Raw genomic sequence first — 12,080 nt, 5'->3', positions numbered from 1 at the left:
ACCTACCCTCATCTCTAACCCATGTGCCACGTATATCAGTTTGACGACGGAACTGTGACAGTTCAACATCAGCTCAATCGGGTTGAGCGGCATTACCCAGTTCATTCAACACTTCAGTCGCCAGCACACGCGTAATTCGCGTGCCTCGCGCAAGCGCCAGCCGATCCAGCCGATCGACGATCAACTGCGCGGCGTTCATGGAACGCTCCATTCGATTGACGATATAAAGGACGAGTTTGTCATCGATATAAAGCTGGCGGTCGGCAAAGAGTTTTACGATCACCTGCGACAGCAATTCCTCGTCCGGCTCACCGATCTCGACCACCGTCGCCGCCTTCAGGCGAGAACGTAGATCGGGCAACGTCACCGGCCAGGACATCGGCCACAGACGCGTGGTCATCAGCAAGCTGCTGCCGTTTTCCCTGACGCTATTGATGACATGGAATAGCTCGGTATCGTCAAAGCCGAGCCGATCCACATCTTCGAAGACGACCGGACCGTTCGCCGCCACGACGGCAGCATTGGCGCCGGCCACCGGGTGGATTGATGTCGCATCGCATCTTTCGCTCCAGATATTGGCGAGATGCGATTTTCCCGAGCCGACCGGACCTGCAAGGATCACCACCGGCGACGGCCAATGCGGCCAGGCATCGACGATCTTCACGGCAGCGCTCAAAGGATTGGCGACGAGCAGGTCGTCACGGCCGCTTGCGGGGTCGTGCGTAAAGGCCAAGGGTAGCTGTTCAGCGGTCTTGCGCCTCACATCAGCATTTTTTGTATCGGTCATGTCTAGCTGTTCTCGGGCTTAACGGCCTTGGCTCTGCGCGCCTTACCTGCTTCCGAACGGCCGTGATAGAGATCACTCTGAAGGTATCGCGAAAGGGCAAACCGGACAAGGACGCCGCAGGCTGCAGCGGCCGGAACTGCGATCAACAGACCGACAAAGCCGAAAAGGGCACCGAAGGCGAAAAGCGCGAACATCAGCCAGACCGGATGCAGGCCAACGCTTTCGCCGACGAGCTTCGGCTGCAGCACGTTACCCTCAAGGAACTGACCGGTGAAGAAGACCGCGAGCGTCAGGCCGACCCAAAGATAGTCGGGCCAGAACTGGACCAAAGCCACGCCGACGGCCAGAACCAAGCCGACCATCGACCCTACGTAGGGTATGAAGCTGATCATCCCGGCGAACAGGCCGATCAGAAGACCGAAATTCAAGCCAACGAGTGAGAGTCCGACACCATAATACACACCAAGGATAATGCAGAGCGAGCCCTGCCCGCGAATGAAACCGGCAATCGCCTGATCGATCTCGCGAGCAATCTGCCTGACGGTGGCGACGTGGTCACGCGGGACCCAGGCATCCACCTTGGCGATCATCCGGTCCCAATCGAGCAGCATGTAGAAGGCGACGACGGGTGTAACCACCATCAGCGAGAGGATGTTGACGAGCGCCTTGCCGGAACTCCAGAGCTGCGCGAACAGGCCGCCGACAAAACTCAGGCCTTCCGACATGATGCTGGAGAAATTGTCCTTGATCGCGCCGAGCTGATTGCGGATCCAGTCCGGCAGCACCATTGTCTGCGCCTTGGCAATCAGCTGCTGTATCTGCTGCACATAGGTCGGTATGTGCTGAATGAAGTCGTTGAACTGGTTGATGATGATCGGAATGACGATCGTCAGCGCCAGGGCGAAGACCAGCACAAAGGATACGAGGATCACCACCGTCGCCATCAGGCGGCTAAGGCCGAGCCTTTCCAGCCGGTCAGCGATCGGATCGAGAAAATAGGCGACCGCCATGCCGGCGATGAACGGCAGCAGGATCGTACTGAAGATATAGACAAAGCTGATGAAGACGACGAGCACGATCACCCAGAACGTGACTTGACGCTTGAGGCTCGCTCCGCTGACCTTTTGCTCCATCGACTTCCCCGCTGTTTCCGGCCTACCTGCCACCTGCTTAGGACATAGGATGATGCTGCAATTATGGTCAAGCCTCAGACCGGAAATCGGCTTCATGCGCTGTGAAGCGGGGAAATCGAGGGGTTTGAGGCGCTTGCGCCTTGCATAAACGGCCCTATCATGCAATGGCGACCCGATCGAAGCCCTGTCGAGACGAAGGGCGGCCATCGGAGGCGCAAGCATGAGCCAGTCTGGAAAAAACGGTCTGACCTATAGCGACGCGGGTGTCGATATCGATGCCGGCAACCTGCTCGTCGAAAAGATCAAGCCTGCCGTGCGCTCGACGCGCCGCCCCGGCGCCGATGGCGAAATCGGCGGCTTCGGCGGCCTGTTCGACCTGAAGGCCGCGGGCTTTACCGACCCTGTGCTGGTGGCTGCCAATGACGGCGTCGGCACCAAGCTGAAGATCGCCATCGACGCGAATTATCACGACACAGTCGGCATCGACCTCGTCGCCATGTGTGTCAACGATCTGGTTGTCCAGGGCGCCGAGCCTTTGTTCTTCCTCGATTACTTCGCCACGGGCAAGCTCGACCCCGACCAGGGCGCGGCGATCGTCGGCGGGATTGCCGCCGGCTGCCGCGATGCGGGCTGCGCGCTGATCGGCGGCGAAACGGCCGAGATGCCGGGCATGTATTCCCATGGCGATTACGATCTGGCTGGCTTTGCCGTTGGTGCTGCCGAACGCGGTCAGTTGCTGCCCTCGGGCGATATTGCCGAAGGCGACATTATTCTCGGCCTTGCCTCCTCCGGCGTCCATTCCAACGGCTTTTCGCTGGTGCGCAAGATCGTCGAACTTTCCGGCCTCGGCTGGGATGCGCCGGCTCCTTTCGCCGAAGGTAAGGCACTCGGCGAAGCGCTGCTGACGCCGACACGCATCTATGTGAAGCCGCTGCTCAAGGCCATCCGCGAGACCCATGCTCTGAAGGCGCTCGCCCATATCACCGGCGGCGGTTTCCCTGAAAATATCCCGCGCGTGCTGCCAAAGCATCTGGCCGCAGAAATCGATCTGGCCGCCGTCAAGGTGCCGCCGGTCTTCTCGTGGCTCGCCAAGACAGGCGGCGTCGAAGCCAAGGAAATGCTGCGCACCTTCAATTGCGGCGTCGGCATGATCGTCGTCGTGGCGCCGGAAAATGTTACTGCCGTCAAGGCCGCACTCGAAGCCGAGGGCGAGGCAGTCATCACACTCGGTCGCATGATCGCGCGCGAAGAAGGCGCTCACGGCACCGTCTACAAGGGCACGCTGGCTCTATGACCACGCCGCGCAAACGCGTCGTCGTCTTCATCTCCGGCGGCGGCTCCAATATGCTGGCTCTTCTGAAAGCCACGAAGGCCGCCGACTATCCGGCCGAGATCGTCGGTGTCATCGCCGACAAGGCCGATGCCGGTGGACTGGCGAAAGCCGCCGCCGAAGGCATTGCCACATTCTCTTTCGTCCGCAAGGATTTTGCCAGCAAGGAAGCCCATGAAGAGGCGATCCTTGCGCAGCTTGCGGCCCTCTCGCCCGACATCATCTGCCTTGCGGGCTACATGCGGCTGCTTTCCGGCCGCTTCATCCAGGCTTACGAAGGCCGGATCATCAATATCCATCCTTCCCTGCTGCCGCTTTTCCCCGGCCTCCATACGCATCAGCGCGCCATCGACGCCGGCATGCGCATCGCCGGCTGCACGGTGCATTTCGTCACCGAAGGCATGGATGAAGGCCCGGTGATCGGCCAGGCCGCCGTACCCGTCTTGACCGATGACACGGCGGACGCGCTGGCTGCCCGCGTACTGACGATCGAGCATCAGATCTATCCGCAGTCGCTGCGCCTCTTCGCGGAAGGCAATGTCAGGATGGACGGCGGCAAGGCCGTGAGCCTTGCCAAAACGCCTGCCGCCAAAGGGCAGCAGGTCGTGTCACTGCTCGGTGATGCGAGTTAATTAGAGAGTTCGGCGCCAAACGCCCCCTCATCCGCCCTTCGGGCACCTTCTCCCCGAGGGGAGAAGGGGGTTACTGACCTCTCATGCCAGCAGAAAGCTATTCCTTTCGGCATGTGTATTTTTGATTGCGGAAGTTTCACCCTCTTGATGACCCCGTTTTCCGGAGGGTGTTGCATCCAGCAAACCCCTTCTCCCCTTGGGGAGAAGGTGCCCGAAGCGCGGATGAGGGGGCCGCTGAGCGCATCGATACGCCCCTTCAATTTTCCTTTCAGGCCGCCAGCGCCATCAGCGGATGCAGCGTGCCGTCGCTATAGACGATGCGGCCGCCGCGGAAGGTTGCGCGGATGCGGTGAACCGAGCCTGGCTCGACTGCCACCAGATCGGCAAGCTGGCCGACGGCGATTTCGCCGCGATCCTTGAGGCCGGCCGAGCGCGCGGCATTGGACGTTGCTGTCGCAACGGCAACCGGCAGACCGCCTGCGACAACATCGGCGATCTTGAAGATTGCCGGCACGAAGGCGGCCGGATGATAATCGGCGGCGATGATGCCGAGCAGGCCGGAGCGAGCCGCATCCAGCGCACTGAGATTGCCGGACATGGACTGACCGCGCAACGCGTTCGGCGCACCCATCAAGGTCCAGAGACCGCGTCGGCAGGCTTCTTCGGCTGCCGGTCCGGTGACTGGAAATTCGCTGATCGTGACGCCGAGATCGTGCATCGCCGCAACCTTTTCGGCGCTGTCATCATCATGCGAGGCCAGCGACAGCTTATGCTTCAGCGAAAGCCCGACCACGTCATGCAGCTTGCGCTCGATCTCGGGATCCTGGCGCTGCGCGATACGCTTTGCCACGACTTCCTCGGCCGCCTCGCGCGACATGGAGCGGCGCTCGGACATGCTGCGGATATAGCTTTCGATATCGTTGTATTGCCCCTGCCCCGGCGTATGGTCCGTGAGCGAGACCATATCGACGGAGCCCTCTTCCAGCAGCCGCTCCAGCGTCGGAGCGGCGCCGAGATTGGTGATCTCGTAGCGGGCATGGACACGATGATCGATCAACAGTTCATCGCGCAGGCCGTTGATGCCACGGATGACCGCCGAAGTGGTTTCAAGCGAGCGGACATGACCGTAGACGCTTTCGGTCGCAAAGGAGAGCGCGGCAAAGGCTGTGGTAACGCCGGCAGCGGCCAGCTTCTTGTCGAGCTCGTGAATGCCGAAATCGATCGGCATCATGGCATTCGGTCGAGGGGCGATCTCGCGCTCGATCATGTCACAGTGAAGATCGACAAAACCCGGCATCAGCAGACGCCCGCCACCATCGAATGTCGGCTGTTCCACTGGCTCGGAGCGGATTTCGGCAATCACGCCGTCCTCGATGCGCACCGCGCCGCTCTCGACGACTTCATTGGGAAGAACGAGCGTGAAATTGCTGAGCCACATCGGCTTTCTCCTGAAACAGCGTCAAATATCGAAGGCGGTCGGGAAACATTCGAATGTTTCCGATCAAGACGCCCCGTTAGCCCCGATTCGTGACATGATGATGAACGCCGGGAATATACCTCCCGACCGTCCGCCTGCTTACGTCAGGCTGGCCTTGTTCAGGACTGCCCATTGCAGCAGCATGATCGTCTTTGCGTCGTAAATATCGCCCGCCTCGATCATGCCCATGGCTTCGGACAAGCGGACTTCCAGAACCTCGATGTCTTCATGTTCCTCGGCAAGCCCGCCACCGTCGGCGATGCGATCCGCCGTATCGACCACCGCAGCAAAGAAGTGTATGACCTCGGTCACCGACCCAGGAGAGGTCAGCGCCTTGAAGAGGAAGCGGACGTCGCGAATGCGAAACCCGGTTTCCTCCATGGCTTCGCGGCGGATCGCAGCTTCCGGATCGTCTCCATCGAGCAAGCCGGCGGGCACTTCGATCATCCATGCCGGCATGCCGACCAGCTGCGATGGCAGGCGGTATTGGCGGACAAGCACCACCGTCTCACGGTTGGGATCATAAAGCAGGATGCAGGCGGCGGGCGTGCGATGATAGATCTCGCGCTTGACCCGGTGCTTTTCGCCGCGCGAATCCGTGTAGTCGAGATCGTAGCTGCTCAGCCGCGTCCATTGATCCGCCAACGTCTTTTCGTTGACGATCTCGGCTTTCGCCTTTCCAAATTCGGTCATGCCATATCCTTGCGAAGCCATACCTTGTTGTCGTGAACCGCCGCGCCGCCATAGGGCGCGACCGGATCGGCGCCGGTGAGCACGTTGATGCCTTCACCGTCGACATGGGCCTTGTTCGACCACAGACCTTCGGCGATGAGCACGCCGGGTTTTACCTCTGTGGTGACGCGCGCGTGGAGACGAATATCGCCCCGCATATTGCCGATGCGGATCAGCTCTCCATTGATGATATCGAGCCGCTCGGCATCGGCCGGATTGATCATCACTTCGGGACGTCCTTCCTTCTGCCGGGAAGTCTTGGTTTCCGCGAAGCTCGAATTGAGGAAATTGCGCGCTGGCGAGGTGGCGAGCCTGAACGGATGCTCGGGATCGGCCACTTCGATCACGTCGACCTGATCCGGAAATTCCGGCAACTCCATATACGGGCCAAGCAATCCAACGGCGGACGGCGGACGGTTCGGCGCGGGCTGGTTGACCCAATCCGGACGGAAGCGGAACTTGCCGTCGGGATGGCCGAAACCGTTCAGGAAATGAGCATCCTCGAAGGCCGGCTGGCGGTCGAACCATTTGTGCTCGAGGAAATGATCGTAATCCGGCAGCCCGCTTTTCGTCAGAATCCGATCGACCATCTCGCGGGCGGAAAAGCCGAAGCCGGGACGATCCGCCACGCCAAGGCGCTTGGCCAGTTCCTCGATGACGAAAAGGTTGCTGCGTACCGTCGGTGGCGGCTCCACAAGCTTCGGGCCAAGAAGAATATGGTTCTGGCCGCCAGCACGATAAATGTCGTCATGCTCGACGAACATGGTGGCGGGAATGACGATATCGGCCATCTCGGCCGTGTCGGTCATGAACTGCTCGTGCACGGCGACGAAAAGGTCGCTGCGGGCGAAACCACGCTTCACCAGCCGCTGCTCGGGCGCGATGTTCACCGGATTGGTATTCTGGATCAGCATGGCCGTCACCGGGCCGCGATGGCGCAGCGCCACGGCGTCGCCGGTCAGCGCCCGGCCGATCTGCGACTGATCGATCATGCGGATGTCAGCATCCTTCATGGCGCGGCCGGTCAACTCGCTCGCATCCATGCGGAAAATATCGCTGTTCGAATGAAAGGCGCCGCCGCCTTCATATTGCCAGGAGCCCAGCACCGTGGCGATCGAGGCAGCCGCATGCATGGCGATGGCACCGTTGCGCTGGCGGGTGAAGCCATAGCCCAGGCGGAAATAGGTCTTCTTCGTGGTTCCCACCAGCTTGGCGAAGGCTTCGATCTCGTCCACCGAAAGACCAGTGATACCTGCGGCCCAGGCAGGCGTCTTCGACTTCAGATGCTCTTCAAGACCTGAGGGATCGTCGGCATATCTAGCCATATAGGCGCGGTCGGCATAGCCGTCGCGGAAAGCGACATGCATGACGGCGCAGGCGAGCGCCGCATCCGTGCCCGGCTTGACGATCAGCGCCAGATCGGCCTGCTTCATCGTCGGATTGTCGTAGATATCGACGACGACGATCTTGGCGCCACGTTCCTTGCGGGATTTGATCGCATGCGTCATCACATTGACCTGCGTAGCCACCGCGTTCGTGCCCCAGATGACGATACAGTCCGTGCGGCCCATCTCGCGCGGATCGGGGCCGCGCAGCACGCCCGTCGCCATGGTAAAGCCGGTCCAGGCCGGATTGGTGCAAATCGAGGAAAAGAAGCCTGAATAACGCTTGGTGTGGCGAAGGCGATCGATGGAATCGCGCTGCACCCAACCCATGGTGCCGGCATAGAAATAGGGCCAGATCGCCTCGCTGCCATCCTTGGCCTCGGCCTTGACGAAGGCCTCGGCGATCTCGTCCAGAGCGTCGTCCCAGGAGATTTCCTGCCAACTCCCCGCGCCCTTGGCGCCGGCGCGGCGCAGCGGCTTCATCAGACGGTCGGGATGATAGAGCCGCTCGGCATAACGCGCGACCTTGGCGCAGATGACGCCGGATGTGTAGGAATGATCGCCGGCGCCGCGAACGCGGCCCATCCGGCCATCCTCGGTCAGTTCGATCTCCAGCGCACAGGTGGACGGACAGTCGTGCGGACAGGCCGTGTGACCAATGCGGGGTTTGGCTTGAATAGGGGTCGCAATGTTCATGATATTTCTATATTTCAAGCGGTGACCGGCCACTAGCGATAATCCGGCCCATCTCAACAATTCATGCGGACTTCACCGACAATGAACTATCGGCATATCTACCACGCGGGCAATTTCGCCGATGTGCTGAAGCACGCGATCCTTGCCCGCCTCGTCCGCTACATGCAGAACAAGGACAAGGCCTTCCGCGTCCTCGACACGCATGCCGGCATCGGACTTTACGATCTCTCCTCGGAAGAGGCGCAGAAAACCGGCGAGTGGCAAGACGGCATCGGCCGCCTGCTCGAGGCGGAGCTCGTGCCACAAGTGGCCGACCTGCTCGAGCCCTATCTCACCGCCGTTCGCGAGCTGAACCCCGAGGGTGGCATCCGGCTCTATCCCGGCTCGCCAAAGCTGGCCCGCATGCTGTTCCGCCCGCAAGACCGGCTGTCCGCAATGGAGTTGCACCCTCAGGACTTTCAGCGGCTGCATCGGCTGTTCGAGGGAGACCACCACGCCCGTGTTACCGAACTGGACGGCTGGCTGGCGCTTGGCGCGCATCTGCCGCCGAAGGAAAAACGCGGCATCGTGCTTGTCGATCCGCCCTTCGAGGAAGACGGCGAATATGAGCGGCTGGTAGACGGCCTGGCGAAGGCGTGGCGCCGTTTTCCAGGCGGCACCTATTGCCTCTGGTATCCGATCAAGAAGGATGCGCCGATCAAGCAGTTCCACGAGGCGCTGCAGGCATTGGACATCCCGAAGATGCTTTGCGCCGAGCTGACGATCAAAAGCGATCGCGGCTTCACCGGGCTCACCGGTTCCGGCCTGATCATCGTCAATCCGCCCTTCACGCTGAAGGACGAGCTGCATGCGCTGCTGCCGGCGCTAAAGGACCTGCTGGCGCAGGATCGTTTCGCCTCGCAGCGCGCCTTCTGGCTGCGCGGCGAACATTGAATCCTTTCTGCATACCCTACAGGTGACTTGATGAGACTGCTCTGCTCGCCCGCCTCCCCCTTTTCCAGTAAGGTGCGCATGGCCGCACGCCATCTCGACATCAAGCTCGAGGAAATCCATGTCGAGACGAATGCAGGACCGGCGCTGCTCGTCGACAATAATCCGCTCGGCAAGATCCCGACCTTGCTGACCGACGATGGCGAGGCGATTTTCGACAGCCGCGCGATCATGCATTACTTCGACCGCCAGGAAGGCGGCCTTTATCCTTCCAAGAAGGGCAAACGCACCGAGGCCGAAGTTCTGGAAGCGCTATGCGACGGCACCAAGGAATGCCTTCTCTCCATCGTCTATGAACGGCGCCTTCGCGAGCCTGAAAAGCAGCACCAGCCGTGGATCGACCGGCAATGGACAAAGGCAAAGCGCGCACTCATCCATCTCGACGCCGAGCCGCCGAAGATCGGCAAGAAGCTGCATGCGGGACATTTCGCGCTCGCTGCCCTCATCGGCTATCTGCAGCTTCGTTTCGAAGGACAATGGGAGGCGGATCACGGCGGCCTGATCGAATGGGTTGCAAAGTTCGAAAGGCATTTTCCGGACTATCAGGCGATGAAGCCGCGGGCCTGATCGATTAGCGCTGCTCGACAAAATACAGCTCGCTTCGATGATTGGCGTCAATCAACCGTCGTGAATGCGGCTTCAACAAATTCGCTGCTACCCGGCAAATCCGCCACGGGCCGTCCCCGCGCAAAAACAAGCGTTCTCCAGGCATGTCTTCGGATAACCAAAACGGTAATTTCCACGCTGGTATCATTGTCCCTGATACTCTTGCCGGTAGCACGAAGACTGGGATATCCGTAAACTATGACCCGCTTCCAATCGGAAGTGATACTAACATCCGGGGCTAACGCGCTGCCGACGGCATTGGCATAGGCAAGGTTAGTAATGCCGTCCGACTCCAACTGTTCATAACCCAAAAGCGCCTCTGCAAGTTGCGCGTTCGCCGCAAAGTAGAACATACGGCCACCGTCTACCTTGAACTCCTCTCCCCGCCACATCTTGGCAATGTGGGCGGTGCGATTGCTGACAGGATTGGTCCAGAGTTGGGTCGCGTAAATATTGCGATTAGCCCATATGTCTTCGGCTTGCTGGTACATCACGAAACCGTACAGGCTCAAAGCGACAAATATTCCTACGCCAATACGGAACTTCGACGGTCTTCCAACGACGCCAGCACCGCCTTGATCATAGCTCGCCGGCTTTCCGGCTGCCACCTGGCGATACTGACGGATTTGGGTAATAAGTGAAACGATTGGGATACCGAGCCCGAGGCCTGTGAACCATACCTTTAACTCCCGAGCGAGAAAAAACTTTAGCCTACCTTTGCCCTTTGGGGCATCCACACGTATCCCGAATATTGCCTTGCCTACCGTCGTCCCCGTCAGTGCCATTATCAGTGCGAGCACTAAAGCTACGACGGGCAAAAGACAGACCCCCCAGACGGTATCGCTCGTTTTTATAATTTTGACATACCAAGCCGGCGCATAAAGCGCGCTTGCAAAGGTAAGCACAAACCCAAGCACCGGCAGCACGATTAAATTGTCGATGAGCCTCGCCCAGAAACGTGGCCATGGGCCAGCGTAAGTCGATAAGCCAGAGTTTTCAGCTATGGTGACTGCCGCTGCGCTTGGTAGTGACGGCAGAGGTTGTGGTTGCACAAAAGCGCTTGTGAACTCCTCAATGTCCCGGGCAGGCAACCACCTATTTGCCCCGGACGCCCGCAAAAGCGTTTCACCTTTCACCGTTCCTGATTGAATCAGTGCGCGTACCTCATCTTCCTCAATCGGTTCTCGATAGCCATCTCCTACCGCGTAGTGCCACTTCGCCATGTATATGCCCCCGCCCAACTACAACCATATAGACGGACATCGACAAAAAATTCAAACGGCCAAGTTGAAGGAATTCGGAGCAGCGTCCACGCGAAAATCAATGTGAAACAGAAAAAGCCGGGGCAAGAGCCCCGACTTTTTCCTCATTCAATGCCGTCAAGTGATTAGAACTTTACGCCGATACCAACCTTAACGCTCTGCTCGTCGTAGCCGCGCGAGAAGCTGCCGGAGTCGAGGTTGAAGTCCTTCTTGCCGTAGTCCGTGTAACGGTATTCGAGGCGAGCCGTGATGTTGTTGGTGATGAAGGTTTCAGCACCTGCACCAACCGTGTAACCAACAGCCGTCTTGCTTTCAGACGAGGTATCGTCGGAGAGCTTGTTCTGGCCGAGAGCCAGACCAGCCGTGCCGTACAGCATGAACGGGTTGAAGTCGTAACCGATACGACCGCGAACCGAGCCGTTGACGCCATTCTTGGCGGTCAGGCCGTTGCGGGTGCTGTCAGCGCCGGAGTAGCCGAGGTCAGCTTCAACGCCGTATACGATCTGGCCCTGCTGCCAGTTGTAGCCGGTGAAAGCCTGGCCGCCGAAACCATAGGCGTTGCCGTTGTGGCTGAAGTGGCCCTTGTTCCAGTCGCCAGCACCACCGATGTAGAAGCCAGACCAGTTGTTAACGGCCGGAGGGGCATCCTGGGCGACGGGCGGCTGCGGAATCTGCTCAACAGCGTCTGCAGCGTGAGCTGCGGTAAAGCCGCCGAGAGCGAAAGCGGAGACCATGAGGGTCGTTACGAGAGTACGCATACTTTTCTCCTTATCAGTCTCGTGCGCTTCATCTACAAACGGTGACTTCGAAGCGTCACGAGCAATTAAAACAAATCCCTCCCGGATCGAGATTGAAATTGGAGTGCAAATGAGGAATTGGAAGAGCCAAAATATGATATCATTGTGGCACAGAGGTGGCTGAATTTCGATGTTGCTTCATCGCAACAGATGAATTGTTAACCATAACCAATGGTTAAACCGTGTATACTTATTTTAATCGAACTATAACTCAAGCTTTACATAAGACGCGCCGAGAGTGTCATTCGTTTCA

Annotated in this window: 11 protein-coding genes; 4 read left to right on the top strand and 7 right to left on the bottom strand. The window is 59.3% G+C overall.

From position 1 onward, the window contains the following. Positions 1-73: 73 nt before the first annotated feature. Complete coding sequence (gene hdaA / locus A6U86_RS02390) at positions 74-787, bottom strand: DnaA regulatory inactivator HdaA (RefSeq protein ID WP_068385726.1); 714 nt, start codon at positions 785-787, stop codon at positions 74-76. Positions 788-789: 2 nt separating this feature from the next. Beyond that, positions 790-1,920: an AI-2E family transporter gene (locus A6U86_RS02385; protein ID WP_068387738.1), complete on the bottom strand. Its 1,131-nt coding sequence runs from the start codon at positions 1,918-1,920 to the stop codon at positions 790-792. Positions 1,921-2,140: 220 nt separating this feature from the next. Between A6U86_RS02385 and purM the strand changes: the two genes are divergently transcribed. Together purM and purN are read left to right on the top strand one after the other, a co-directional pair. Continuing rightward, on the top strand, positions 2,141-3,214 hold the full coding sequence (purM, locus tag A6U86_RS02380; protein ID WP_068385725.1) for a phosphoribosylformylglycinamidine cyclo-ligase: 1,074 nt from the start codon (positions 2,141-2,143) through the stop codon (positions 3,212-3,214). Next, positions 3,211-3,882 (top strand): phosphoribosylglycinamide formyltransferase, encoded by a 672-nt coding sequence (gene purN / locus A6U86_RS02375; protein WP_068385723.1) that lies wholly within the window; start codon positions 3,211-3,213, stop codon positions 3,880-3,882. Before purM ends, purN begins: the two co-directional genes overlap by 4 nt. Positions 3,883-4,150: 268 nt before the next feature. On the opposite strand, the gene A6U86_RS02370 is transcribed toward purN, so the two are convergent. From A6U86_RS02370 to A6U86_RS02360, 3 genes are all read right to left on the bottom strand, one after another. Continuing rightward, positions 4,151-5,320 carry an alpha-D-ribose 1-methylphosphonate 5-triphosphate diphosphatase gene (locus tag A6U86_RS02370; protein ID WP_068385721.1) on the bottom strand — a complete coding sequence of 390 codons (1,170 nt, stop codon included), beginning with the start codon at positions 5,318-5,320 and terminating at the stop codon, positions 4,151-4,153. A 138-nt stretch (positions 5,321-5,458) separates the two neighbouring features. Further along, entirely contained in the window at positions 5,459-6,052 is a 594-nt protein-coding gene (locus A6U86_RS02365; RefSeq protein WP_068385719.1) for an NUDIX domain-containing protein, read from the bottom strand. Next, positions 6,049-8,172, bottom strand: a complete 2,124-nt coding sequence (locus tag A6U86_RS02360) for a molybdopterin-dependent oxidoreductase (RefSeq protein WP_068385717.1) — start codon at positions 8,170-8,172, stop codon at positions 6,049-6,051. The genes A6U86_RS02365 and A6U86_RS02360 overlap by 4 nt, the downstream gene beginning before the upstream one ends. Positions 8,173-8,253: 81 nt before the next feature. Between A6U86_RS02360 and A6U86_RS02355 the strand changes: the two genes are divergently transcribed. Continuing rightward, positions 8,254-9,105, top strand: a complete 852-nt coding sequence (locus A6U86_RS02355) for a 23S rRNA (adenine(2030)-N(6))-methyltransferase RlmJ (protein ID WP_068385715.1) — start codon at positions 8,254-8,256, stop codon at positions 9,103-9,105. Positions 9,106-9,135: 30 nt separating this feature from the next. Continuing rightward, a complete protein-coding gene (locus tag A6U86_RS02350; protein WP_068385713.1) occupies positions 9,136-9,729 on the top strand; it encodes a glutathione S-transferase in 594 nt (197 codons plus the stop codon). A 47-nt stretch (positions 9,730-9,776) separates the two neighbouring features. On the opposite strand, the gene A6U86_RS02345 is transcribed toward A6U86_RS02350, so the two are convergent. After that, entirely contained in the window at positions 9,777-10,991 is a 1,215-nt protein-coding gene (locus A6U86_RS02345; RefSeq protein WP_068387737.1) for an RDD family protein, read from the bottom strand. Between the two features lie 164 nt (positions 10,992-11,155). Then, complete coding sequence (locus A6U86_RS02340; RefSeq protein ID WP_068385711.1) at positions 11,156-11,788, bottom strand: outer membrane protein; 633 nt, start codon at positions 11,786-11,788, stop codon at positions 11,156-11,158. Positions 11,789-12,080 lie beyond the last annotated feature (292 nt).

Source organism: Rhizobium sp. AC27/96, assembly GCF_001692325.1.
Lineage (GTDB): Bacteria > Pseudomonadota > Alphaproteobacteria > Rhizobiales > Rhizobiaceae > Rhizobium.
The sequence above is the reverse complement of the archived record's forward strand: the minus strand, read 5'-3'. Positions and strand labels throughout refer to the sequence as shown.

Excerpts from the sequence above, each read along its gene's own strand:
- hdaA (WP_068385726.1), bottom strand. The coding sequence starts at position 787 with ATGACCGATACAAAAAATGCTGATGTGAGGCGCAAGACCGCTGAACAG.
- A6U86_RS02385 (WP_068387738.1), bottom strand. The coding sequence starts at position 1,920 with ATGGAGCAAAAGGTCAGCGGAGCGAGCCTCAAGCGTCAAGTCACGTTC.
- purM (WP_068385725.1), top strand. The coding sequence starts at position 2,141 with ATGAGCCAGTCTGGAAAAAACGGTCTGACCTATAGCGACGCGGGTGTC.
- purN (WP_068385723.1), top strand. The coding sequence starts at position 3,211 with ATGACCACGCCGCGCAAACGCGTCGTCGTCTTCATCTCCGGCGGCGGC.
- A6U86_RS02370 (WP_068385721.1), bottom strand. The coding sequence starts at position 5,320 with ATGTGGCTCAGCAATTTCACGCTCGTTCTTCCCAATGAAGTCGTCGAG.
- A6U86_RS02365 (WP_068385719.1), bottom strand. The coding sequence starts at position 6,052 with ATGACCGAATTTGGAAAGGCGAAAGCCGAGATCGTCAACGAAAAGACG.
- A6U86_RS02360 (WP_068385717.1), bottom strand. The coding sequence starts at position 8,172 with ATGAACATTGCGACCCCTATTCAAGCCAAACCCCGCATTGGTCACACG.
- A6U86_RS02355 (WP_068385715.1), top strand. The coding sequence starts at position 8,254 with ATGAACTATCGGCATATCTACCACGCGGGCAATTTCGCCGATGTGCTG.
- A6U86_RS02350 (WP_068385713.1), top strand. The coding sequence starts at position 9,136 with ATGAGACTGCTCTGCTCGCCCGCCTCCCCCTTTTCCAGTAAGGTGCGC.
- A6U86_RS02345 (WP_068387737.1), bottom strand. The coding sequence starts at position 10,991 with ATGGCGAAGTGGCACTACGCGGTAGGAGATGGCTATCGAGAACCGATT.
- A6U86_RS02340 (WP_068385711.1), bottom strand. The coding sequence starts at position 11,788 with ATGCGTACTCTCGTAACGACCCTCATGGTCTCCGCTTTCGCTCTCGGC.